The sequence below is a fragment of the Desulfogranum mediterraneum DSM 13871 genome (assembly GCF_000429965.1).
Taxonomy (GTDB): domain Bacteria; phylum Desulfobacterota; class Desulfobulbia; order Desulfobulbales; family Desulfobulbaceae; genus Desulfogranum; species Desulfogranum mediterraneum.
Window position 1 is genome coordinate 1 of sequence record NZ_AUCW01000014.1, and the last position, 21,122, is coordinate 21,122.

The window sequence follows — 21,122 nt, forward strand, 5'->3', positions numbered from 1 at the left end:
ACAGTGAAATATGAGGAGATCTACCTGTTCGCCTATGACTCAATCGCCGAGGCCCGCAAATCGATCATGCGCTATCTTGATTGGTACAACCGCAATAGACCCCATTCAAAATTAGAGAAAAAGACGCCCGATGAGGCGTATGCCGTAATGTTGCCGACGGTCGAACAGGCAGCGTAACCAGGCAGGAGATTCCACCTTAGAAGCAGTAAAGTTTGTCCAAACGAACGGAGCCACCTCTATTCGTATCAGCCTACCCAGGCAGATAACGGTTGAGGTGGACGATAGCTTTAAGCCAGCCACCCTTTCCGCGGTACTTGCCGTACTGGAGGGTCGCTGATGCTCCAGCTATCTGCAACAGTACAGGTCTATCTGGCCACCGGCGTGACCGATATGCGTAAATCCATCAACGGGCTGTCCATGCTGGTGGCTGATCAGTTTGAGCTTGACCCCTTTAGTGGCCAGCTTTTCTGCTTTTGCAACCGCCGGCGAGACATCGTCAAGCTGCTGTATTGGAATCGAAATGGTTTTTGTCTCTGGCACAAACGCCTTGAAAAGGACCGTTTCAAGTGGCCAGAGAGGGAAGAAGAAGTGGTTTCCCTAGGTGGCAGAGAGCTTGCCTGGCTGCTGGATGGGCTTTCGGTCAACCAGGCCTCAGCGCATCGCAAACTGGAGTACAGTATCGCCGGCTAGTAGGCTATGATGACATTGTTTTTAAAGCAAAAACAGTGACTTTGTGGTAAGCTTGCGCCATGAAAATATCTGCTGAAACATTGGCAGCTCTCCCTGCGGAAGCCCGAGTAATCATCGAGGAGCTGCAACAAGCCCACGCCAAAGAGACCGGCCTGTTGCGGGAGCAGATCCGTTTGCTGCAGGCCAAGTTGTTTGGTCCCAAGAGCGAGAAGCGCCCTGTTGACTCTGAGATTGAGCAACTGCTGCTGTTTGACCTGCCAGAGGCTGGAGAAGATCAGGAACCTGAGGAGAAAACAGAGGTTAAGGGGCATAGCCGCAAGAAAGCTGGTCGTCGGCCTCTGCCTGTTGACCTGCCCAGGGTAGAGGTGGTTCACGATCTGGATGAAGCAGATAAAATCTGTGGCTGCGGCTGTCGCTTAAGTCGGATCGGCGAGGAGGTCAGCGAACAGCTGGACGTGATTCCGGCCAGAATCCAGGTTGTCCGCAACATCCGCCCCAAGTACGCATGTAAGCAGTGCGACGGGGTGAAAGATGATGGCCCCACGGTCAAGATTGCCCCGGTCCCGCCAGCGATCCTGCCCAAATCCCTGGCAACCGCTGGCTTGCTGGCCTTTATCCTGATCAGCAAATTCGTTGATCACCTGCCGTTTTACCGCCAGGAAAAGCAATTTGCCAGGCTTGGGGTCGATCTCTCTCGAACCTTGATGTCTAACTGGACCATCAAGGCTGCTGAAGCCTGCATCCCCTTGCTCAACCTGCTCGAGGAGGAGGTTTTAGAGGGAAACTGCATCAACATTGACGAGACCCCGGTTCAGGTCTTGAAGGAATCAGGCCGGGACCCGACCACCAAGTCGTATATGTGGGTCTTCCGAAGGGGCGATCCTGAGAAAACAATCTTGATTTATCAGTATCACCCGACTCGAGGCAGCAGGGTGCCCAAAGAGTTCCTGGGTAACTATGCTGGCTGCGTCCAGACCGATGGCTATGCTGGTTATGACTTTCTGGATGCCAAGCCAGAAGTCCTCCACCTTGGTTGCCTGGCTCATGCCCGGCGTAAGTTTGACGACATCATCAAGGCCCAGGGGAAGAAGCGGAAAACTGGCAGTGCTGATATAGGACTGGCCTATATCAGGAAGCTATATCAGCTGGAGCGAGAGTATAAAAAAGCTAAACTGACCCCAGAAGAGATCTATCGGGCCAGGCAGGAACAGGCCAAGCCTGTCTTAGATAATTTTAAAGAGTGGCTGGATACTAAGGTCTTGCAAACTCCGCCCAAAAACCTGCTGGGCAAGGCGGTTACCTACTGCCTCAACCAGTGGCCCCGGTTGATTGCTTACCTTGAAGACGGCAGCCTGAAGCCCGACAACAACTTGGTAGAAAATGCGATCCGCCCCTTCGCTGTTGGCCGCAAGAACTGGCTCTTTGCAGGCAATCCGAAGGGAGCCGAGGCCAGCGCTGCAATCTATAGTCTGATAGAGACGGCCAAGGCCAATGGCATAGAGCCTTACAGCTACTTGCGGCATATCTTTGAAGCTCTGCCAGTCGCTCAGAGCCTTGAGGATTATGAAGCTATGCTTCCTTGGAATGTGAAGCTGAAAAGTAATTGACTTGCTGACTGAACCGCAAGATGCGGTTCAGTTGGCGCTTACGCTTGAAGCGAGAATCAAGGCCCTGGAAAAGGAAAAAGCCGAGGCCGAGGAACGGGCGAGAAAGGAGGAGACAAGCCGCCTGAAACAGCAGCAAGAGCTAGAGAACTACCAGCAACAGATCGACAGGCATCAACAACGCTGGTCCTGGTAGCCCCCACCGTAAGACAGAGGCAGCGGCGACACACCAGGGGAGAATCTGCGTCCAAGAGCATGCAGCCCAGACGGCTTTGCCTCTGCGCTATCGCCCCCTATCCCTAAGGCCCAGCGCTGCGCCGGCAGCCGCTGGGGCTGGACCTGCAACAGGAGGACAAGATGTCACGCGAGCTGAACGATCTTAGCCCAGAGTTCCGGATACAGGTAGAACCCCTCCTGGAATCCTGCCAAGAATCAGGCTATCCCATGCGCCCATTCTCCACCCTTCGCAGCCCTTTTGAGCAGGCCCGATTATGGCGGCAGTCACGGTCAAGCCAGCAAATCGAGCGGGTGATCGACGAGTTGAAGGACACACATGCCCCGTTCCTGGCCCACTGTCTCGAGAGTGTCGGCCCCCAAAACGGTCGCCATGTCACCAACGCTATTCCGGGACTCTCCTGGCACCAGTGGGGAGAGGCGCTTGACTGCTTCTGGCTGCTGGAGGGGGATGCCGAATGGTCTGTGCGCAGGAAAAGAGCGGGACAAAACGGTTATCTCAACTATGCCTCCAGGGCACAAGCGCTGGGGTTGACAGCAGGGGGGTTATGGTCCTCCTTTAAGGATTGGCCGCACATCCAGTTGCGACCGACATCAAACCCGGGCATGGTGTTCCCTCTGGAGCAGGTTGACCAGGAGATGGCCGCCCGCTTCCGAACCTAAGGGGCCGGATCCGCAGTTTCCGTCTTCCTTCTCTCCCGGCATCCCCTTGCTCCTCGCCCAGATGCCGATCCCCCAGGCGCAGCTCCCGGACAAAACCCACCGGCAAGAGAAGAGCGTCGCCCCCTTGTAAAAGAGCGCAATCTGCTCTACGATAGCCGGCTGAGTTTATGACTGGTTGCGATCTTGCATTGCAAAGCAGGGCTCAGCAGGCCGGCTGAGCCAGGAAAGCAGCGCAGCTCAACATCCCTACACCACTACAGCACAACGACGTCACCAAGACGCTCCCATACCCCCAGGCACCCATGAAACTCTTCTCCCATCTCTTCGGCTATCTCCTGGCGGGGATCATCATCCTCACCGGCACAGACGAGTACCTCAACTTCCGGGCCGAGATCAACCAGTATGAAACCGACATGATCGCCAACGCCGTCCAGAACGGCAGGAGCATCTCCGGGATGATCGCCCATGTCTGGCAGGAGAACGGTCCAGCCAAGGCCATCAGCCTGCTCGAGGACTCCACTCCCCCCGGAGGCCTCGGCACCAGGTGGGTCTGGCTGGATGAGCTCCGGAGCTCTGTTGGCCGGCATCCCGGGGGCAGCGAGCAGTGGGCGCGCCTCAATCAGGGAGAGACCATCTCCTTTAAGTCGGCTGACGATGACGGGGTCATGTTCCGCTACACCTACGTGCCCGTGGAGATCGCCGGTGCCCGCAGGGGTGGGCTGGAACTGAGCCAGAGCCTGCTCGACCTGCAGGCCTTTACCCAAAAGATGCTGACCCGGGCCTGTATCATCACCGCCCTGCTGGCCCTGACCAGCGGTCTGATCCTGTTCGTGTTCATCCACTTCAAGATCCGGGTCCCCCTCAACCACCTGATGGCCCATGCCAAGCGGATCGGCAAGGGCGATTTTTCCACGGACCAGGGGGTAAGCGGCAGGGATGAGCTTGCCGAGATGGCACGGGTGATGAACGAGATGTGTGCCCGCCTGCTCATTGCCAAGGACAAGATCCGCTTCGAATACCATGCCCGTCTAAAGACCCTGGACCAGCTCCGTCACACCGAACGTCTCTCCACCTTTGGCCTGCTCTCCGCCGATATTGCCCATGAGCTGGGCACCCCCCTGAACGTGGTGGACGGCCGGGCCAAGATGATCATCAGGGAGGAGCTGAGCCCCGCTGAGATCAGGACCTGCGCCACCATCATCCAGAGCCAGGCCGAACGGATGGCGACCATCATCCGCCAGCTGCTCGACTTCACCCGGCGGCCCAAACAGCAGGTTGCAGAGACCAACATCAGCCTGCTGATCAAACAGATCTTCCAGCTCCTCCACCCCATGGCCAGCAAACAGCAGGTCTTTTTCAGCCTGCACAGGGAGCAGGGGACCCAGACAGAGATCAGGGTGGACAGCTCCCGGATCCAACAGGTCCTGGTCAACCTGCTGATGAACAGCATCCAGGCCATGCCCAGGGGAGGAAAGGTCTGTGTCAGCCTGAGCAGGGAGGTCACGACCACTCCCCAGCCTGAGGGAGAAGAGGAAGAACCATACCTGAAGATCCAGATCAAGGACCAGGGGGAGGGCATCTGCCAGGAGAACCTGGGCCATATCTTTACCCCCTTTTTCACCACCAAGACCATCGGCACCGGCACCGGCCTGGGCCTCTCCATTGCCCATGGCATCATGGAGGAGCATGGCGGCTGGATCGATGTCGAGAGCAGCGGCCAGGAGGGGAGCTGTTTTTCCGTATACCTGCCCATCAAGGAGGAACAACCGTGAACAACCATATCGTGGTGATCGAAGACGATCAGGAGATGTGTGATCTCCTGGAGATCGGCCTCAGGAAACGAGGCTTTGCGGTGACGACCTACACCTCGGGTAGAGCAGGGCTGGCCGCCATCAACAGCCAGCCAACGGAGGTAGTCCTGGCAGACATCAACCTCCCGGACGGCAACGGCCTGGAGATCTGCAAGCAGGTGGTCGCCAACCAGCCCGATATCCCGGTGATCCTGATGACCGCCTTTGGCCGGATGGATACCGCCATTGCCGCCATCCGCGCCGGTGCCTACGACTTCGTGACCAAGCCCCTGGATATGGATATCCTGGCCCTCTCCCTGGAACGCGCCCTGCGCTACAGCACCCTCCAGAAGACGGTCAAGGAGCTCAGCGACGCGGCCAGGCTGCCCCAGCAGTTCGACAACCTCACCGGCGAGAGTCCGGCCATGGCAGCGCTCTTCTCCCACCTCAGTCGGATTGCCGATTCCGAGGCCTCCCTGCTGATCACCGGGGAGAGCGGCTCGGGCAAGGAGCTGACGGCCAAGGCGGTGCACAGCCACAGCCGCCGGAAAGATCACCGGATGATAACCATCAACTGCGCCGCCATGCCGGAGCAGCTCCTGGAGAGCGAGCTCTTTGGCCACCGTCGGGGGGCCTTTACCGATGCCAAAAGCCATAACAGGGGCCTGTTTTTGGAGGCCGACGGGGGCACCCTCTTTCTGGACGAGGTCGGCGAGATCCCCCTCTCCCTCCAGCCCAAGCTGCTCAGGGCCCTGGAGGAGCGCTGTGTCCGCCCGGTGGGCGGCTCTGCCGAGATCCCCTTTGATGTCCGCATCATCGCCGCCACCAACCGTGACCTGGAATCTGCGGTGGAGGACAACCTCTTTCGGGAGGATCTCTTTTACCGCCTCAACGTGATCACCATCGAGCTGCCGCCACTGCGGGCCAGGGGCACCGACGTCCTCCTCCTGGCCAAACAGTTCATCGAACATTTTTCCAGACGCCAGGAGCGGGGGGTAACCGGGATCTCCGATGCGGCTGCCAAGAAGCTGCTGGACTACAGCTGGCCCGGCAATGTCCGGGAGTTGCGCAACGCCATCGAACATGCGGTGGCCCTCACCCGCTTTGACAGCATCGTGCCCGACGACCTGCCCAAGAAGATCCGCCGGTTCAGAAACGATTACATCATGGTGGGGGCCCAGGATCCCATGGAGCTGATCTCCATGGAGGAGATGGAGCGCCGCTACATCATGCATGTGCTCAAGACCGCCGGCGGCAACCGCACCCTGGCGGCCCGGATCCTCCAGGTGGACCGCAAGACCCTCTACCGCAAGCTCCAGCGCTACGAAGAGCAGAACGCCAGCTGAGATCCCCGCCCCGGCTCCCCTCGGGCGCCGGAGAGACCCATTATGCCATCCTGGGGCAAAATGCCTCGCCTCTCGCCTGACAGGCTGCCGGCTGCCGAGCGAGCGCCCTGAGACCAGCCGGCCGGCCCCTACCCCACTCTCCCCTCCGTGCCCCGGACCATGGTCGCCTGTCCCGATCCGCGCACAAAGCAGCTCCGCAACGGCCCCCCAGGCAGGCGGCAGCCGCCTCCTGAGCTGCGGCTCAGCCCTGCGTGGCAGAGTGCCCCATCCCTGCCCCGCTTATGCCCCCTGTGCAGCGATCCCCCCCCTGAATCCCCCCTCCCTGGCGCTTCCCCCTGCCCTGCCAGCAAGCTCATCCAAAAATTTAACCTGCCATATCAACACATTAACCCCAGGCCCACCACAGTGGTACAGATATTGCGATGCCTGTCCCAATGTCACGAGTACCGTCTTCCTTGATCTCTTTCAGCCTGTGATTCATGAAAATCGTTATCGGCATAACCCAGGATCCCGCAGCAATTGAGGCCATCTTCTCCCGCAACCAGGGCGCTCCGGAGTCGCTCACCAAGGTGGGCCCCTTTTTATCCCTGCAGGAGGCCAACAGCTGGCTGGACTACCTGAAGAGCAGGCTCGGTGCCTTCCAGGGCATCGAGCCCGAGCCGACAAGCCGGGATGATGCCATCTGGTATGGCTTCAGCTTTGAGCAGAGCAGCGCTCCTTAAGGGCTGAGGGTTAAGGGCTAATGGTTAAAGGCTCGGCCTCCGGCTCCATGGCTCGGAGACAGGGCACTGTAGCAGCGAAGATGATACCCGTTTCTTCCCCCCGTAAAGCAGCAATGCAGAGGAATGAACCATGAAGATGCTCATTGGTATTACCCAGGACCCCCAGGCGTCGGCAGCTGCCGTCTGCCGACAGGGTACGGATCTGGTGCAAAGTGCGGAAGTCGGGCCCTTCGCCTCCCAGGAGGCGGCCGGGCAATGGCTGGAGTTTATCCTCAGGCGGGGCAGAGGGTATGAACAGCTCCCCGTGGCCTGCCCTGACAATGGGGCCGACGCCTCTCCCTGGTATGGCTGCACCTTTACAGCGATCAAACCAGGTTGTTGAAGATGACCAGACTCCACCTTGCCGCCCCTCCTTGACCACCCGGCTCCCCCTGACACCATCGATCCCGGGCACCACCATCCCCGGGACCAGCAGCCACCATGGAACAGACGATGGTTCAGGGGAGTCCAACGATCTTTTCACCACCGAGAGATGATGAATACCTTTTTACTTGCCCTTACCGTCTTATTTGCAGCAGGCCTCTTCCCCCTGTTAAGCTGCCGCCACTTCACCCTGATGAAGGGCGGCTACCTCACCCTTACCGGGGCAGGTTGCCTGATGGGGCTCTACGCGATCCTGCCTGCCCTGCAGGAGCCGCTGGCGATCCGACTGTTCGCCCACAGCTGGCTTCAGCTCTTCACCCTCTCCTTTCAACTGAACTCACTCTCGGCCTTCTTCCTGGTCCCGATCTTTGGTATCTGCCCGCTGGCAGCCCTCTACAGCTTCCACTACCTGGACGACCCCAGCCATAACATCAGGACAGCGGTCAACCTGTTCTTCTTCAATATCCTGATCATCTCCATGGCCCTGGTGACCACGGCAGACAACATCATCAGCTATGCCCTGGTCTGGGAGCTGATGTCGCTCTCCTCCTTCTTCCTGGTCATGCACGAGTACCAGAACGAGCCCACCCGCAAGGCAGGCTACATCTATATCATCTTCACCCAGGTGGGGGCGATGTTCATCTTCGCCACCTTTGCCCTGGCCTACAGCGCGTCCGGCAGCGGCGACTTTACGGCCTTTGCTGCCATCCCGGGCTCGATCAAGCTCGTGGTCTTCTTCCTGGCCCTGGTCGGCTTCGGCTCCAAGGCGGGCATCTTTCCACTCCACGTCTGGCTGCCCCATGCCCATCCGGCAGCCCCCAGCCATATCTCGGCGATCATGTCCGGAGTGATGATCAAGATGGGGATCTACGGCATCCTCCGCCTCTATCTCAGCCTCCGGGTCACGGAGCTGATCTATGGCCAGACCGTGCTCAGCTTCGGGATCATCTCCGGAATCCTGGGGGTGGTCTATGCCCTGGGCAAGCATGACCTCAAAAAACTGCTGGCCTATCACAGCGTGGAAAACATCGGCATCATCCTGATCGGCATGGGCATCGGCATGATCGGAGTGGCCACAGACAACATGGTGATGGCCAGTTTCGGTTTTGCAGGCAGCCTGCTCCATATCCTCAACCACTCCATCTTCAAGTCGCTGCTCTTTCTGGGCGCCGGCGCGGTGCTCCAGGGCACCGGCATCAGGCATATCGACCAGCAGGGCGGCCTGATCAAGCGGATGCCCACCACGGGCAAGACCTTTCTGGTGGGCTCGATCTCCATCTCCGGACTGCCGCCCTTCAACGGCTTTGTCAGCGAGTTTCTGATCTACTACGGGGCCTTCCAGGGACTCCTCCTCAACGGTTCCGGCTTCATCTTCTCCATGCTGGCCATACTGGCCCTGGCCATCATCGGCGGACTGGCTGCAGCCTGCTTTTCCAAGGTGGTGGGGGTGGTCTTCCTGGGCGAACCGCGCACCGAGGCCGCTGCCCGGGCCAGCGAGGCAGGCCGAACCATGACCCTGCCCATGGTGATCCTGGCCGGGGCCTGCCTGCTGATCGGCATCCTCCCCGGCCCCTTTGTGCAGATGGTCATGGTCGGCCTGAGCAGTATCCCGGTGCTTAGCCCGGTGGGAACCGAGGCCGTGGCCCTGCTCAGCAGCAAGCTGGCCCTGGCAGGCCGCCTCTTTTTAGGGGTGCTGCTCTTTGCCCTGCTGCTGCGCAAACTGCTCTATCTGCGCAAAGAGATCTCCAGGGGCCCGACCTGGGGCTGCGGTTTTACCCAGCCCTCGGTACGCATCCAGTATACCGGCAGCTCCTATGCCATGAGCATCATCGACTTCTTCCGTCCCTTTGTCCAGATCAGGACCAGATACTCCGGGATCAACCGGATCTTCCCGGACCGGGCCAGCTACACCACCCGGGTGGACGATATCGCCGAGACCGCCATGGTGGAACGATTCGTCACCCCCCTGCTCTACCTGCTGAGCAAGCTGCGCTGGATCCAGCATGGGCATATTCAACTCTATATTGGCTACATCATCGTCACCATCATCGCCCTGCTGCTCTTTATCTGAGGCAAGAGGCGAGCACAGAGAGAAAACAGCCAAGACAAAGCTGCACCCCATCGAGAGAAACCATGGAATCAACGCTATCACTGGCCATAGCCCTCGTCACGGCCCCGCTTTTCCCGGGCATCATCCTCAAGGTCAAGGCCTTCATGGCCGGTAAAAAGGGCCCACCGCTCTTGATCAAGTACTTCACCCTGTTCAAGCTCCTGCGCAAGGGCTCGGTCTACAGCGAGAGCAGCAGTTTTATCTTTCCCCTGGGACCGACCGTCTCCCTGGCAGCAGCGCTGATGGCCCTGCTCTTCTTCCCCTTTTGTGGGGCCGCACCGCTGGTCTCCTTCCACGGCGACGTGATTGTCCTCTTCTACCTGCTGGCCATGGGCCGCTTCTTCACCGTGCTGGCCGCCCTGGATACGGCCTCACCCTTTGAGGGCATGGGAGCCGCCAGGGAGGTCTTCTTCTCCACCCTGGCCGAGGTGACCATCTTCACGGTCCTGATCCTGTTCTATCGCCTGAACTCCTCCTTAAGCTTTGCCGAGTATTTCCGGGGGGAGAGTCCCATCTGCCTGCTGAACACCTCCGGGGCCCTGCTGCTCTTTGTGATCGTCTCCCTGTTCATGGTCCTGCTCACCGAAAACTCCAGGGTGCCGGTGGACGACCCGGCCACCCACCTGGAACTGACCATGATCCACGAGGTGATGATCCTTGATCACAGCGGCCCGGACCTGGCCCTGATCGAGCTGGGCTCCTTTTATAAGCTCTTCTTCTATGCCGCCTTTATCAGCCAGCTCTGCTACCCCTTCCAGCCGGCGGACGGCCCCCTCAACAGCCTGATCTTTTACGGCCTGATCACCCTGATCTATGTGACCGTAGGCATCACTGAATCGATCATGGCCCGGCTGAAGATGAACTCCGTGCCCCAGTTCATCCTCACCTCCTTTGCCCTGGTCTTCTTTGCCGCCATCCTCACCATGGGAGTGTTCCAATGATCAACCTGACCGAAATTCTGCTGGTGCTGGTCCTGCTGTCGGTGCTGCTCTCCCTGGGCGCCTCCCGACTGATGGCCCTGGTCAAGATCATGGCCCTGCAGGGGATCGCGGTCTCGATCATCCCCCTGCTGCTCAAGGGCCACGGCAACCTGGGAGGGAGCGCGATCATCTTCTTCCAGATCATGATCCTGATCAAGGGGGTGCTGATCCCCAGCCTGCTCTTTACGGCGGTGAAGCGGGTGACCATCAAGCGGGAGATCGAGCCCTTCATCGGCTACCACGCCTCCATCCTGGCCGGGCTGTTCATCACCCTGGTCTCGGTGTTCATCAGCAACCATATCCGCATCTCCCTGCCCGAGGGTCATGCCCTGGTACTGATCACCGCCATCACCACCATGGCCTCGGGATTCTTCCTGATGATGGCCAGGAGCAAGGCCATCACCCAGGTCATCGGCTACCTGATGCTGGAAAACGGCATCTATCTGATCGGCACGGCCCTGACCAAGTACAGCCACATCCTCTATGTGGTCGAATTCGGTGTCCTCCTCGACCTCCTGGTCGGGGTGATGATCATGGGCATCATCCTCCACAACATCAACAATGCCTTCGATGATGTCGACACCACCCTTCTCGGACGTTTAAAGGACTGATACCATGATAGAGCTTATCTTCGTACTGCCGCTGATCACCGGGCTCCTGCCCCTGGTCATCCCGGCCAACCTGGGGCGGGTGCTGCTCCTGATCACCGCCCTGCTCCACCTCCAGCTGACGGTGATGGCCTGGCTGGGCAAACTCAGCCCTGCCTTTCCCCACTTCTTCACCCTGGCGCCCGAGGGCCTGCTGATCCTCTCGCTGACCTCCTTCATCTTTGCCTGGATCTCGCTCTACGCCTTCTCCTACATGAACGAGACCCAGATCAGCAACAAACCGATCTTCAACTGCTGCATGCTGCTCTTTCTCGGCACCATGTCCATGGTCACCCTCTCGGACCACCCCATTGTCCTCTGGATCGCCATCGAGGCCACCACCCTGGTGAGCGCACCCCTGATCTTTGTCCATCGCTCCAAAGAGGCCCTGGAGGCCACCTGGAAATATATCCTGATCTGTTCGGTGGGTATCGCCCTGGCCCTGCTGGGTTGCTTCTTCATCACCCTGGCCATGGATATCGCCAGCACCGGCGGCCCCTTGAGCTTCAGTTACTTAAACACCATCGCCGACAGCCTCGATCCGCTCTGGCTCAAGGCCGGCTTCATCTTTGTGGTGATCGGCTTCGGTACCAAGATGGGACTGGCGCCGATGCACACCTGGCTGCCCGATGCCCACAGCCAGGCCCCGAGTCCGGCCTCGGCCCTGCTCTCCGGCGCCCTGCTCAACTGCGCCTTTTTAGGGATCTACAAGGTTCACGCCCTGATGACCATCGCCGGCCTGGGCAGCTTCTCCGGCAACGTCCTGATTGCCTTTGGCCTGATCTCCATGCTGGTGGGCGCCATCTTCATCACCCACCAGCCCGACTACAAGCGGATGCTGGCCTACTCCAGCATCAAGAACATGGGGATCATCTCCTTTGGGGTGGGCATCGGCGGCTTTGCCCTCTACGGGGCCTTCCTCCACATGATCCACCACTCGCTCTTAAAGTCCTCCCTCTTCCTCTCGGCCGGCAACATCCTGCTCGGCTTCGGCACCAAGCGGGTCCAGCGCATCGGCGGGGTCATCCGTCAGTTGCCCAAGACCTTTGTCTCCTTCTTTGCAGGCTTTGTCGGCATCGCCGGGCTGCCCCCCTTTGGGATGTTTCTCAGCGAGATCATCATCATCATCGGTGCCTTCCAGAACCGGCGCTACCTCTCAATCACCCTCTTCCTCTTCACCCTGACCCTGGTCTTTGCCGGGGTCGGCCGGGTCTTCATGTCCATGTCCTTTGGCGACATCGTCGAAGAGGTCAAGGTCAGGGAAAAGCCCCTCCGCCTGCTGCCGCCCTATGCCCTGCTCCTGGCCTCGGCCCTGCTCTGTATCTGGATGCCTGACTTCGTCTACACCACCATCCTCAACTCCATCCAAATGATCGGAGGCACGATCCATGGATAAGCTCCTCCAGCTGAAAAACGGCCGCCCCGTCGAGCGCAGTATTATCCCCCAGGTGCCCTATGGGATCTTTTTCAAGACCCTGGCCAACTTCGTGGCCAACGAGGGCTTTGTGGTCCAGTTCTTTGCCTACGGCTCCGAGACCAAAGGCCGCTACCGGCTGCTGGCCGTGGTCCGCAACACCGAACTCTATGTCATCGGCACCGAGGTCGGCACCTCCTTTCAATCGCTGACCAGGGCGGCCAGCGAAAAATTCCATCTCTTTGAGCGCGAAATCGCAGAACAGTACGGAATCAGGCCCGAGGGACACCCCTGGTTGAAGATGGTCCGCTATCACCCCAACTACAGCGGCGAGGCCGATGTCTTTGCCAACGACTACCAGCAGCCGATCCCGGGCAACTACCCCTACTTCCAGGTCAGCGGCGAGGCGATCCACGAGGTGGCGGTGGGGCCGGTCCATGCCGGCATCATCGAACCGGGCCACTTCCGTTTCCAGTGCGCAGGCGAAGAGGTGCTCCACCTGGAGATCCAACTGGGCTACCAGCACCGCGGGATCGAGCGATTGATCCCCACCCTGCCTCAGAAGCGGCTGCCCCTGATCGCCGAATCCATTGCCGGAGATACCACCATCGGCCACAACCTCTGTCTCTGCCAGGCCCTGGAGGGCTTGGCCGGACTCAGCGTCAGCCCCGGGGCCGCTGTGGTTCGGACCATTGCCCTGGAGCTGGAACGGCTCTGCAACCACATCGGTGATCTCGGCGCCCTCAGCCAGGACGTGGCCTTTACCCCGCCGGCCGCCTATTTCGGCAGGATCCGGGGCGACTTCCTCAACCTGCTCCAGGTGCTCAGCGGCAACCGCTTCGGCAAGGGCCTGATTCGACCGGGCGGGGTCTGCTACCCCATGGCTGAGGAACAACGGGGCTTGATCCTGGACAAATTATCCGAAATCATCCCGGAGATCGAACATGTCTGTGACCTGCTCTTTTCCGCGCACACGGTCCAGGCCCGCTTCGAACACACCGGCACCGTCTCCAGCGAGATGGCCCGGGAGCTGGGCCTGGTGGGCTATGCCGGCAGGGCCTGCGGCCTGCCCTATGACGCCCGGGTGGTCTTTCCCACCGAATGCTATCGCCAGCTGCCCGGCAACTGCAACCAACTGACCCGGGGTGACGTCAACAGCCGGGCCACGGTGCGCAGGGAGGAGATCAGCCACTCCCTGGACCTGATCCAGCTGCTCCTGGACCAGAGGGCGACCGAGGCCGTGCCGGTTAAGATCGAGGAACACGGGCTGGCCCCCAACTCCCTGGTGGTCACCATCAACGAGGGCTGGAGGGGAGAGCTCTCCCACTGTCTGCTCACCGATGATCAGGGCCGGATCGAACGCTACAAGATCAAAGACCCCTCCTTCCACAACTGGACCGGCCTGGCCATGTCCCTGAGGAACCAGGAGATCTCCGACTTCCCGCTCTGCAACAAGAGCTATAACCTCTCCTACTGCGGTTTTGATCTCTAAGTACCCTCTAACGCCCCTTACAAGGTACCCTGGCGGGCCGAATCACCTCAAGAACTCTACCTGGTTGCTACCATGCTCAAGATCATCCGAAATAAACTCGAACAGGGATGCAAGACCTCCGGCTACCCCAAGGAGGGCCTCAACCTCTATCAACGCTACCGGGGGATGCCGATCATCGATCCGCAGTGCAGCAGGGAAATCATCGAGCAGTGCGCCGCCCTCTGTCCCCAGGAGGCCATTGACGTTGCCGAAAAGAGCATCGACCTGGGGCGATGTACCTTCTGCGGTCAGTGCGCCGGGGTGGCAGATGGCGCCTTTGTCCGCTTCAGCCAGAACTTTGAGCTGGCCACGGCCCGGCGGGAGGAGCTGATCACCACCGGAGAGCTGCCCGAGCTGGCCGAGCACAGCAGCCAGCACTTCAAGAAGCTCTTTGGCCGCTCCCTCCAGCTCCGCCAGGTCTCTGCCGGCGGCTGCAACTGCTGCGAGGCAGACACCAACGTCCTCAACACCCCCTTCTTTGACCTCTCCCGTTTTGGGATCGACTTTGTGGCCTCGCCCAGGCATGCGGACGGGATCCATGTCACCGGCCCCATCTCCCGCAACATGGAACAGGCTCTGGTGGACACCTATACAGCCGTCCCCTCCCCCAAGGTGGTCATCGCCGGCGGCTGCTGCGCCATCTCCGGCGGCCCCTTTAGCGGCAGCGAGGCCATCGTGGGCGAACTCAACCGCATCATCCCGGTGGACCTCTATATACCGGGCTGTCCACCCCACCCCCTGACCACCCTCCACGCCCTGCTCAGCTACTTTAAGTGATCCCTGTTCAGGATGCTCCTGCGGCTTCTCCGCGGCTCGCCCTGAGCAAGGAGGCCACGGCGCACCCTGAACCTTTCCCAGGTGGCGTGACACTCTGCAATTGACAAGCCTGCCCCTGTTGTACTACAACGAGGGACCAGATAAATATTCAACACCAGGCTGGCATGCGCATCACCCGTAAGGTATTTACTGATTTAGCCCTTTTTATGATGGCATTCGGCTTGGCCATCGGTACGGTCTTCCCATTTTTCATCGTTCTCCTGGGGGTACCTGCTCAGATAGCCTTCACGCCCACCTTTTTCAGCGCCTGCATCTCTGCAGGCCTGATAGCCGGGCTGGTGAATTACAGTATCTCCAGGAAGGTGGTCGGTGAACGGCTGCAGACCCTGAGCAGGGTCGGCCAGCAGATGCGGACACTCGCCCAAAACATGCGCAGCGAGCAGGATCTCTCCTCCAACTCGATGCCGGCCAGTGTGGCAGAACTGAAAGATCTCTGCGGTGAAAGGGGATGCCATATCAAGGTGGACTCTGACGATGAGTTCGGCAAGAGTGCCGAGGCCTTCAACCTGCTGGCCGAGACGCTCAGCCTGACCATCTCCACGGAAAGGGCTGCCCACTCTTTCAGCAACATGCTCTCCAACCACCTTGACCTGGAGCCCCTTGCCAAGGTGGCCATCCGCCAGTTGATGGAGTTCACGGATTCAACCGGCGGACTCCTGGCCGTTGTAGACCAGGGGCTGCTCAAGCTTGCCGCCTGTGAGGTGATCGCCAATGGGGACGAGGTTATCCAGAGTTCCCTGATCAAAGAGGCTGTCAACAGCAGGAAGCGACAGCTGATCAACCTCCCCGAAGATTGTCTGATCACCGTGGATCACGTGGTCGGCACCCACCAGGCCAGACACATCATCGTTGAGCCGGCAATCTACAAGGGGGTGGCCCTGGGGGTCATGGTACTGGTTGCCGAGCAAGCCTATGGACAGGAGATCCTCCATCGCCTCACCATGTTTCGCTTAGACCTGGGATTGGCTCTGAACAACTCCCTAACCCACGGCCGAATGCGGGTATTGGCCACCCTTGATCCACTCACAGAAATTTATAATCGGGGTTTTGGCCTGAAACGTCTCCATGAGGAATATTCACGTGCGGTCAGGGCAGATACTCCCATCGGGCTGATCATCTTTGACATCGACGATTTCAAACAGATCAACGATACCTACGGACACCTGTTGGGGGACCGGGTACTGGTAAGTGTGGTTAAAAGTGCCAGGAGGATGCTGCGTGAGGGAGATATCCTCATCCGTTATGGTGGTGAAGAGTTCCTGGTCATTCTGCCAGGTGCCAACCTGGATGATGTGGGCCAGGTCGCAGAACGAATCAGGCGTGCAGTGGCGGATATGACGATTATGGAGGGAGAACATGCCATTCGCCAGACCATCAGCCTGGGCGGGGTATCCCACCCACACCTCAATGTCTCCCATGAAGAGATCCTGGTCCGCCATGCAGACGCCTCTCTCTACTATGCCAAGCGATCAGGCAAGAATCGGGTGGAACTGGACCGCAACCCGCTGCACTGATTCTGTCTCCTGAAACCCGCTCCAGTCAACAGAGGAGTCGATGGCAGCCACCTCCCTGTTTGGCCCCTGCCGCTTCAGGGCAGGCTGCAGCAGTACGGCCATTGTTGAAAAACCGAACTCCTGGACAGGGAGCGTGCTGGACTTTTTTTGGTTGACAATAAACGAAAAAAACTGAACACTAGAACGAACGTTCGTTTTTTTAACCCAAGCAAAGGACAGCCATGGCCAAGAGCACCACCATCGATCGCCGGGAACTCATTCTCTCCGCTGCCCTGCAGCTCTTTTCCCAGCGCGGCTACTTCAACACCTCGGTCCATGATATTCAGAAACAGGCCCAGGTGAGTATTGGTTCCATCTACCACCACTTTGCCAACAAGGAGGCCATTGCCAAGGCCCTCTACCACCACATCGAATCCGGGATGAACCAGGTGATCGCCGGGATAATGGAGAGCTTCAGCAGCAGCCATGACCGCTGCAGGGGTGTAATGGAATACCTCTTTCAGCTGACCGAAAAGGACAGCGACACCATGCATTTCATGCTCTATGCCAGGCATCAGGAGTTCATGCCCGAGGAAAAGCCGCTCTGCTCCTCCCGGCCCTTTAGCCTGATGAAGCAGATGGTGATTGAGGGCATCGAAGAGGGCCAGATCCGTCCCCTGGACGCCAATGTGGCGGCGGTCAGCATCTTCGGCGGCGCCATCCGGCTCATTTTCCTTCGCCTGGACGGCGTCCTGACCGACCCCCTGCCGAGCTACCTGGAAGAATGCTGGCAGTGCGCCTGGCGAGGGGTTGCCGCCTGAGCCCCTAAGCGGCACCCTCGCCCTAGCCCCTGGTTGACAATATCTATCTCCCTTTACCAGAACGAGCATTCGTTCTAAACCTTTTGCCTTCAAGGAGGCCCTGATGAAACCACGCAGATTCAAACCCCACTCCAGATGTACCCTCAGAGGCAGCCTCTTCCTCAGCCTGCTCCTCTCCCTGCTGCTGACCAGCCCGGCACTCTCCATGTCCAGGGAAGAGCTGCCCCCGGACAACAGCCAGGCCCTGGCCGGAGTGGAAGAGGCCAGGATCGTCTTTGACATCAACCTCAGCAGTGGCCAAAAGCTTGCACTCTACCTGGAGGTCATCCGCCAAACCTATCACGACCTCCTCAAGGCTGGGAGACAGCCTGAGATTATCCTGGCCTTCCGGGGCGCCTCGGTCCGACTGATCAGCACCGAGACCTGGTCCTTTGGCCAAGAGGAGCAGCAGAGCCTGCAGCAAGCCGCCCTCATCCTCCGGGAGCTCAAGGGGCTGGGGATCAGGCTTGAGGCCTGCGCCATTGCCACCAAACTGTTCAAGATCGACCAGGCCACCATCCTGCCGGAGTTTCGGCTGGTGGGCAACACCTTCATCTCGCTGATGGGCTACCAGAGCAAGGGCTATGCCCTGATCCCGATCCAATAAGCCAACCGAGCGGAGGAAACCCATGACCACCACAGCCCGCCGGTCCTGGTTCCAGACCATGACCGCCATGACCGTTTTAGCCGCCTTAGCCCTCAGCTGCCTGCTGTTGTGCTCTGCCGCCACCGCTCTGGGGGCAGCCAGATCCCTGGTCGAGCGCTCTCCAGGGGTCTTTGCAGAGACCAGGGGCGGCCTGAACTGGCAGCAGCAACGCTCCAAAAAGATGGAGAGCCCGGCAGAGGTGAGCCGCTATCTCCGCGAGCTCAACCAGGGCGCCCATCAGGATTGGCGTTTACCAGACAAAGAGGAGCTCTTTGGCCTCTTCTCCATCTTTGATCTCAAGCAAAACAACACCATCAAGATCCGTTTGGAAGGCAACTACTGGCTGAAAGACGACCGGGGCAAAGCCTCGGTCGGCACCTGGGAGATCGGTGACCAGTGCGGTCCCTCCAGGTCCTTTTATCGAGGCAAGGCCGGATATGTCAGGGCGGTTCGTCCCTAAAAAATCGTTTAGAGACAAGCCCTCACTATAACCACAAAAAGGAGTTCCCATGTTCAACAAAATCTGTTCCATCCTCGTCCTTTCTCTGCTGATAAGCGGTGCTGCCCTGGCCTCCCAGGAGGCCCGGCCCAGCCCGGACCAGATCCTCAAGCAGCGGGTCCGGGCCGCCAAGCAGGCGATCCGTTCCATCGACTCCCCCACCTTGAAACAGTGGATCGAAGATGATGATCAACAATTCCTGCTCCTGGATGTCCGGGAGCCGGGTGAAGTAACGGCAGGCCAGATCGAGGCCGACGAGTCCATGGCCATCCCCAGGGGGCTGGTGGAGATGCAGTTTATCCGCAAGGTCAAGGACCTGGACAAGGCCGTGGTGATCTACTGTCTGGCAGGCACCCGGGGCGCCCTGGCTGCCCAGGCCCTGACCGAGATGGGCTATACCAATATCTATAACCTGGAAGGCGGGCTGTTGGAGTGGATTGCCGCCGGTCATCCGGTGAACAACTTCTTCGGCGAATTTGAGCTGAAGAACTTCGATTCCAACTTCAAGAAAAAAGGCTAGCCAGGCCGCCCCCCCCATCACCACCAACCCGGCGCTGCAGTTCTTTAAGCTCCAGCGCCGGCTCACACCTCCCAAGCCAGGGCCCTGATCCCCAGGGCCCTTCAACCAGCTCCCGGGCTGAACTGCTTCAGGGCACGCCGGGCCTCCCGTTGATAGCGCCGGTCCTCCGCCGCCCTGGCAAAGGCCTGGCGAGCGGCAGCCAGCTCATTGAGCTGCCAGTGGCAGTAACCGCTCATCAGCCAGGCCCGGGCAGAGCGCCTTTCCCTCCCTCTCCCTTTCCCTTTCCCTCGGGCCACCCCTCTATAGATCCCCGCGGCCTGAGCATACTGTTTCAGGGTATAGAGGATATCGGCACGCAGCATCTGCAAACGCGGCGGAGCTCCATCCGGGGCCAGGGCCTCCAGCCTGGCCAGGGCCTCATCCGGCCGGCCGAGCTCCAGATAGGCCTGGACCAGAGCGCGGATGGTCTCCAGATCCCGGCCCCCCTCCAGGCAGTGTTCATAGCGGGGGGCAGCCTCAGCCGGGATACCCTGCTGGAAATGGAGGTCAGCCAGGAGCTTCTCCTCCTCCCGGCTCAGGGGGGTGAGCAGGGAGTAGATGGTCAGGGCGGCCAGGGCCTTGTCAAAACGATCCGCCTGGAGATGGATATGGGCAAGCCCCTTCCACCAGATAGCCACGGTGGGGGCCTGGTGGCTCAGACGACGGCCAAGGGCGAGCGCCTCCCGGTCCATCTCCAGGGCCATATACTGCTGGAGCAGGATCTCCTGCCACTGCTGCTGCTTCTTGCCCTGATAGCAGGCGGCCAGCTCAATGATATGGGGCAGGGCCCTCCTGGCCTGATCCGTGGCCAGGAGGGCATGCACCAGGTGCTCCTGCCACTGGGGCAAGAGGGCCTCGGGATGGACCGTGAGCAGCTGCTCAAACAGGGCCAGCGAACGCTGGTAGTCCTGGGCCATCAGGAAGGTGGCTGCACTGAAGTAGAGCAGCTCCGGCTGCTCTTTTCCCCCACCCTGGTAGCAGCCCAGGAAGAGTTCCCCTGCCTGCTGATACTCCTCCAGCTCATAGGCACAGCGGGCCAGGTTCTGCCGGGCACCGAGATGATCGGGATCCGCCTCAATGGCACGGCGATAGGCCCGGGCAGCCTGGCTGAACTGCTCCTGGAGCAGGAGGCAGTTGCCCAGCATAAAGTTGATTTCCGGATGGTCAAAGCTGCTGCCCGGCTCCCCCCGGTCACGGAAGGACTCCAGGAGTTCGACGGCCTGCTGGTAGTGCTCCTGCTCAAGCAGCGGCCCCACCTTGACCAGCATCACCTGGACCCGCGCAGGCAGACGCTGGGCCGCCAGGCTCGGGGAGGCGCTAAGACCGGGGAGGAGCACCAGGAGGGCGGAGAGGAGGAGGGCTGCAATCTTCATGGACTACTCCAGGGCAAAACGAACCGTTGTTTCCATCCAGGCCGAGACCGCCACCCCCTCAACCGTTCCGGGCCGGTACTGCCACTTGGCCACACAGCGGAGCACACTCTGCTCAAAGACACCGGCCGGCTCGGCTGCCACGACCTGAATGGAGCCCACCTGCCCCTGCTGATCGACCAGGAAGCGCACCCGTACCCAGCCCTCGATGCCGCGTCGCAGGGCCCGAAGGGGATAGACCGGCGGAATCCTGGCCAGGGTGGTCAGGGGTCCATCCAACTCCTCCATCCCGACCCCGTCGGCAAGCCCGGGATGAAAGGGGGCGGCCTGCACCAGCGGCAGCTGCAGGTCGGTGGGCGCCGCCGGCATCCTGGGATTCAGGGTAAAGGGCAGGCTCAGCTTGGGTGCCTCCAGAGGGGCGGCCTGCTGACGGGGCTCTTGCTCGGCCTGTGGTTGCGGTTTTGGGGGAGGTGGCTCTTCCTTGGGGTGAAGCGGCGGCTCCTCCGGGGGGAGACGGACCAGCTGGACCCGCTCCACCAGCGGCAGAGGGCTGGGAGCGTTTCCCGGGGGCAGCATCAGGGCAGGGAGGAGCAGAAAAAGCACCAGGTTCAGCGAAACCGTGGCCAGGCTGGCGCCCAGCCAGGTCGTCAGCCGATGGCTGGAAGCCAATGACCAGTCGAAGGGTCCCTCTGCCATGCTCATCC

The 21,122-nt window shown here is 60.0% G+C and carries 22 protein-coding genes; 20 read left to right on the forward strand and 2 right to left on the reverse strand.

The annotated features are described in order from the left end of the window. The 20 genes from G494_RS26045 to G494_RS0106595 form a co-directional block, all read left to right on the forward strand. Nucleotides 1–177: integrase core domain-containing protein (locus tag G494_RS26045; RefSeq protein WP_153305781.1), on the forward strand; the 177-nt coding region annotated here is incomplete at its 5' end. Between the two features lie 159 nt (nt 178–336). Continuing rightward, nucleotides 337–690, forward strand: coding sequence for an IS66 family insertion sequence element accessory protein TnpB (gene tnpB, locus G494_RS0106495; RefSeq protein WP_028583879.1), 354 nt, complete (start codon nt 337–339; stop codon nt 688–690). A gap of 59 nt (nt 691–749) precedes the next feature. Continuing rightward, nucleotides 750–2,297, forward strand: coding sequence for an IS66 family transposase (tnpC, locus tag G494_RS0106500; protein ID WP_035245724.1), 1,548 nt, complete (start codon nt 750–752; stop codon nt 2,295–2,297). A 31-nt stretch (nt 2,298–2,328) separates the two neighbouring features. Further along, nucleotides 2,329–2,490 (forward strand): hypothetical protein, encoded by a 162-nt coding sequence (locus G494_RS0106505; protein ID WP_208597639.1) that lies wholly within the window; start codon nt 2,329–2,331, stop codon nt 2,488–2,490. Nucleotides 2,491–2,651: 161 nt separating this feature from the next. Continuing rightward, a complete protein-coding gene (locus G494_RS0106510; protein ID WP_028583882.1) occupies nt 2,652–3,191 on the forward strand; it encodes a M15 family metallopeptidase in 540 nt (179 codons plus the stop codon). A gap of 302 nt (nt 3,192–3,493) precedes the next feature. Then, the gene (locus tag G494_RS0106520; protein ID WP_028583883.1) at nt 3,494–4,963 is read left to right on the forward strand and encodes a sensor histidine kinase; all 1,470 of its coding nucleotides are present in this window, start codon (nt 3,494–3,496) and stop codon (nt 4,961–4,963) included. Continuing rightward, on the forward strand, nt 4,960–6,327 hold the full coding sequence (locus G494_RS0106525) for a sigma-54-dependent transcriptional regulator (protein ID WP_028583884.1): 1,368 nt from the start codon (nt 4,960–4,962) through the stop codon (nt 6,325–6,327). Before G494_RS0106520 ends, G494_RS0106525 begins: the two co-directional genes overlap by 4 nt. A 479-nt stretch (nt 6,328–6,806) precedes the next feature. Further along, the gene (locus G494_RS0106530; RefSeq protein ID WP_028583885.1) at nt 6,807–7,049 is read left to right on the forward strand and encodes a hypothetical protein; all 243 of its coding nucleotides are present in this window, start codon (nt 6,807–6,809) and stop codon (nt 7,047–7,049) included. Between the two features lie 130 nt (nt 7,050–7,179). Beyond that, entirely contained in the window at nt 7,180–7,431 is a 252-nt protein-coding gene (locus G494_RS0106535; protein ID WP_028583886.1) for a hypothetical protein, read from the forward strand. Between the two features lie 18 nt (nt 7,432–7,449). Further along, nucleotides 7,450–9,543: a proton-conducting transporter transmembrane domain-containing protein gene (locus G494_RS0106540; RefSeq protein ID WP_232362501.1), complete on the forward strand. Its 2,094-nt coding sequence runs from the start codon at nt 7,450–7,452 to the stop codon at nt 9,541–9,543. Between the two features lie 62 nt (nt 9,544–9,605). Continuing rightward, nucleotides 9,606–10,523, forward strand: a complete 918-nt coding sequence (locus G494_RS0106545) for a respiratory chain complex I subunit 1 family protein (protein WP_028583888.1) — start codon at nt 9,606–9,608, stop codon at nt 10,521–10,523. Further along, nucleotides 10,520–11,173, forward strand: coding sequence for a hypothetical protein (locus G494_RS0106550; protein ID WP_028583889.1), 654 nt, complete (start codon nt 10,520–10,522; stop codon nt 11,171–11,173). Before G494_RS0106545 ends, G494_RS0106550 begins: the two co-directional genes overlap by 4 nt. Nucleotides 11,174–11,177: 4 nt before the next feature. Next, nucleotides 11,178–12,605, forward strand: coding sequence for a proton-conducting transporter transmembrane domain-containing protein (locus G494_RS0106555; protein ID WP_028583890.1), 1,428 nt, complete (start codon nt 11,178–11,180; stop codon nt 12,603–12,605). Continuing rightward, complete coding sequence (locus G494_RS0106560) at nt 12,598–14,115, forward strand: hydrogenase large subunit (protein ID WP_028583891.1); 1,518 nt, start codon at nt 12,598–12,600, stop codon at nt 14,113–14,115. Before G494_RS0106555 ends, G494_RS0106560 begins: the two co-directional genes overlap by 8 nt. A 72-nt stretch (nt 14,116–14,187) precedes the next feature. After that, nucleotides 14,188–14,931: an NADH-quinone oxidoreductase subunit B family protein gene (locus G494_RS0106565; RefSeq protein WP_028583892.1), complete on the forward strand. Its 744-nt coding sequence runs from the start codon at nt 14,188–14,190 to the stop codon at nt 14,929–14,931. A gap of 206 nt (nt 14,932–15,137) precedes the next feature. Beyond that, on the forward strand, nt 15,138–16,505 hold the full coding sequence (locus tag G494_RS0106570; protein WP_051305457.1) for a GGDEF domain-containing protein: 1,368 nt from the start codon (nt 15,138–15,140) through the stop codon (nt 16,503–16,505). A 221-nt stretch (nt 16,506–16,726) separates the two neighbouring features. Next, entirely contained in the window at nt 16,727–17,305 is a 579-nt protein-coding gene (locus G494_RS0106580; protein WP_028583894.1) for a TetR/AcrR family transcriptional regulator, read from the forward strand. 103 nt (nt 17,306–17,408) lie between these two features. Next, a complete protein-coding gene (locus G494_RS0106585) occupies nt 17,409–17,951 on the forward strand; it encodes a DsrE family protein (RefSeq protein WP_051305458.1) in 543 nt (180 codons plus the stop codon). Nucleotides 17,952–17,973: 22 nt separating this feature from the next. Then, on the forward strand, nt 17,974–18,450 hold the full coding sequence (locus G494_RS0106590; protein ID WP_028583896.1) for a DUF1566 domain-containing protein: 477 nt from the start codon (nt 17,974–17,976) through the stop codon (nt 18,448–18,450). A 49-nt stretch (nt 18,451–18,499) separates the two neighbouring features. Beyond that, entirely contained in the window at nt 18,500–19,009 is a 510-nt protein-coding gene (locus G494_RS0106595; RefSeq protein ID WP_028583897.1) for a rhodanese-like domain-containing protein, read from the forward strand. Between the two features lie 101 nt (nt 19,010–19,110). Here the strand turns inward: G494_RS0106595 and G494_RS27900 are convergent, their stop codons facing one another. Both G494_RS27900 and G494_RS25220 read right to left on the reverse strand, forming a co-directional pair. After that, nucleotides 19,111–20,421, reverse strand: a complete 1,311-nt coding sequence (locus G494_RS27900) for a tetratricopeptide repeat protein (protein ID WP_028583898.1) — start codon at nt 20,419–20,421, stop codon at nt 19,111–19,113. 3 nt (nt 20,422–20,424) lie between these two features. Beyond that, nucleotides 20,425–21,114, reverse strand: a complete 690-nt coding sequence (locus G494_RS25220) for an energy transducer TonB (RefSeq protein WP_161629947.1) — start codon at nt 21,112–21,114, stop codon at nt 20,425–20,427. Nucleotides 21,115–21,122: the final 8 nt, after the last annotated feature.

What these genes read in the sequence shown, in the direction of transcription:
- tnpB (WP_028583879.1), top strand. Translation starts at nt 337, where the DNA reads ATGCTCCAGCTATCTGCAACAGTACAGGTCTATCTGGCCACCGGCGTG.
- tnpC (WP_035245724.1), top strand. Translation starts at nt 750, where the DNA reads ATGAAAATATCTGCTGAAACATTGGCAGCTCTCCCTGCGGAAGCCCGA.
- G494_RS0106510 (WP_028583882.1), top strand. Translation starts at nt 2,652, where the DNA reads ATGTCACGCGAGCTGAACGATCTTAGCCCAGAGTTCCGGATACAGGTA.
- G494_RS0106520 (WP_028583883.1), top strand. Translation starts at nt 3,494, where the DNA reads ATGAAACTCTTCTCCCATCTCTTCGGCTATCTCCTGGCGGGGATCATC.
- G494_RS0106530 (WP_028583885.1), top strand. Translation starts at nt 6,807, where the DNA reads ATGAAAATCGTTATCGGCATAACCCAGGATCCCGCAGCAATTGAGGCC.
- G494_RS0106535 (WP_028583886.1), top strand. Translation starts at nt 7,180, where the DNA reads ATGAAGATGCTCATTGGTATTACCCAGGACCCCCAGGCGTCGGCAGCT.
- G494_RS0106545 (WP_028583888.1), top strand. Translation starts at nt 9,606, where the DNA reads ATGGAATCAACGCTATCACTGGCCATAGCCCTCGTCACGGCCCCGCTT.
- G494_RS0106550 (WP_028583889.1), top strand. Translation starts at nt 10,520, where the DNA reads ATGATCAACCTGACCGAAATTCTGCTGGTGCTGGTCCTGCTGTCGGTG.
- G494_RS0106555 (WP_028583890.1), top strand. Translation starts at nt 11,178, where the DNA reads ATGATAGAGCTTATCTTCGTACTGCCGCTGATCACCGGGCTCCTGCCC.
- G494_RS0106560 (WP_028583891.1), top strand. Translation starts at nt 12,598, where the DNA reads ATGGATAAGCTCCTCCAGCTGAAAAACGGCCGCCCCGTCGAGCGCAGT.
- G494_RS0106565 (WP_028583892.1), top strand. Translation starts at nt 14,188, where the DNA reads ATGCTCAAGATCATCCGAAATAAACTCGAACAGGGATGCAAGACCTCC.
- G494_RS0106570 (WP_051305457.1), top strand. Translation starts at nt 15,138, where the DNA reads ATGATGGCATTCGGCTTGGCCATCGGTACGGTCTTCCCATTTTTCATC.
- G494_RS0106580 (WP_028583894.1), top strand. Translation starts at nt 16,727, where the DNA reads ATGGCCAAGAGCACCACCATCGATCGCCGGGAACTCATTCTCTCCGCT.
- G494_RS0106585 (WP_051305458.1), top strand. Translation starts at nt 17,409, where the DNA reads ATGAAACCACGCAGATTCAAACCCCACTCCAGATGTACCCTCAGAGGC.
- G494_RS0106590 (WP_028583896.1), top strand. Translation starts at nt 17,974, where the DNA reads ATGACCACCACAGCCCGCCGGTCCTGGTTCCAGACCATGACCGCCATG.
- G494_RS0106595 (WP_028583897.1), top strand. Translation starts at nt 18,500, where the DNA reads ATGTTCAACAAAATCTGTTCCATCCTCGTCCTTTCTCTGCTGATAAGC.
- G494_RS27900 (WP_028583898.1), bottom strand. Translation starts at nt 20,421, where the DNA reads ATGAAGATTGCAGCCCTCCTCCTCTCCGCCCTCCTGGTGCTCCTCCCC.
- G494_RS25220 (WP_161629947.1), bottom strand. Translation starts at nt 21,114, where the DNA reads ATGGCAGAGGGACCCTTCGACTGGTCATTGGCTTCCAGCCATCGGCTG.